The sequence below is a fragment of the Herpetosiphonaceae bacterium genome, from assembly GCA_036374795.1.
GTDB lineage: Bacteria > Chloroflexota > Chloroflexia > Chloroflexales > Kallotenuaceae > LB3-1.
The window spans coordinates 1-1012 of record DASUTC010000298.1; the positions used below are offsets into that span (position 1 = coordinate 1).

The 1012-nt window shown below is 66.0% G+C and carries 1 protein-coding gene; it reads left to right on the plus strand.

The window, feature by feature from the left end; translation table 11 throughout:
* Nucleotides 1-22 precede the first annotated feature (22 nt).
* On the plus strand, nt 23-1012 hold a 990-nt coding region (locus VFZ66_23235; protein ID HEX6292121.1), incomplete at its 3' end, for an EAL domain-containing protein.

The following is a 1012-nucleotide window of genomic DNA, read 5'->3' on the forward strand; positions in this document are numbered from 1 at the left end:
GATCCCGGAGCAGCCGGAGGAGATGGCGCACTACGACGCATTGACCGGACTGCCGAATCGGCACGCTTTGTATACCCGTCTCCACAGCATCCTCAAGGGCAGGCGGCAGGGTGATCGCTGCACCGCGGTCCTGATGCTGGATCTGATCGACTTTAAGGCGATCAACGCGCGGCTTGGCTGCGCCGCGGGCGACCTGCTGCTGCGTCACGCCGGCGCGCGCTTGCTGGCCACCTTGCGCGATACGGACACGCTCGCCCGGATCGGCGCGGACGAGTTCGCGGTGATTCAATGTGATATCGAACGCGCAGCGAGCGCGGCTGCGCTGTGCGAGCGTCTGCTCAGATCGTTCGAAGAGCCGTTCGATCTTCACGGGCATCTGACCAAGGTCGGCGCCCGGATCGGCATCGCCATTTGCCCGGCTGATGGTGAGGGGGCGGAGGCGCTGTTCGAGCATGCCCGCCTGGCGCGCATTCGTGCCAAGAGCGACTGCACGGACGCGTTTCGCTTCTACGACGATGCGTTGAACACCGAGCTACGGGAACGCCGGGCGCTGGAGAACGACCTCGCCCACGCTCTCGCGCGCGATCAGTTCGAAATTCATTACCAACCGCAGATCGACATCGCGAGCCGGCGCATGGTCGGCGTCGAGGCGCTGCTGCGCTGGATACATCCGGAGCGCGGAAGCATCAGCCCGGATCGCTTCATACCTCTGGCCGAGGACAGCGGTCTGATCGTGCCGATCGGCGCCTGGGTGCTCGAGCAGGCATGCGCTCAGGCCGTGCGCTGGCAGCAGTCGGGGGCGCCGACGCTGCGCATGTCGGTCAACATGTCCCCGGTGCAATTCCGCCAGCCCGACCTTCCCGACCTCGTCGCTGACATCCTGGGGCGCAGCGGCCTGGCCGCGGCATACCTCGAGCTGGAGATCACCGAGCGCGTGCTGATGCAGGATACCGAAGCCAACCTCGAGACGTTGCGCCGGATCAAGGCCCTCGGCGTGCGCATCTCGATCGAT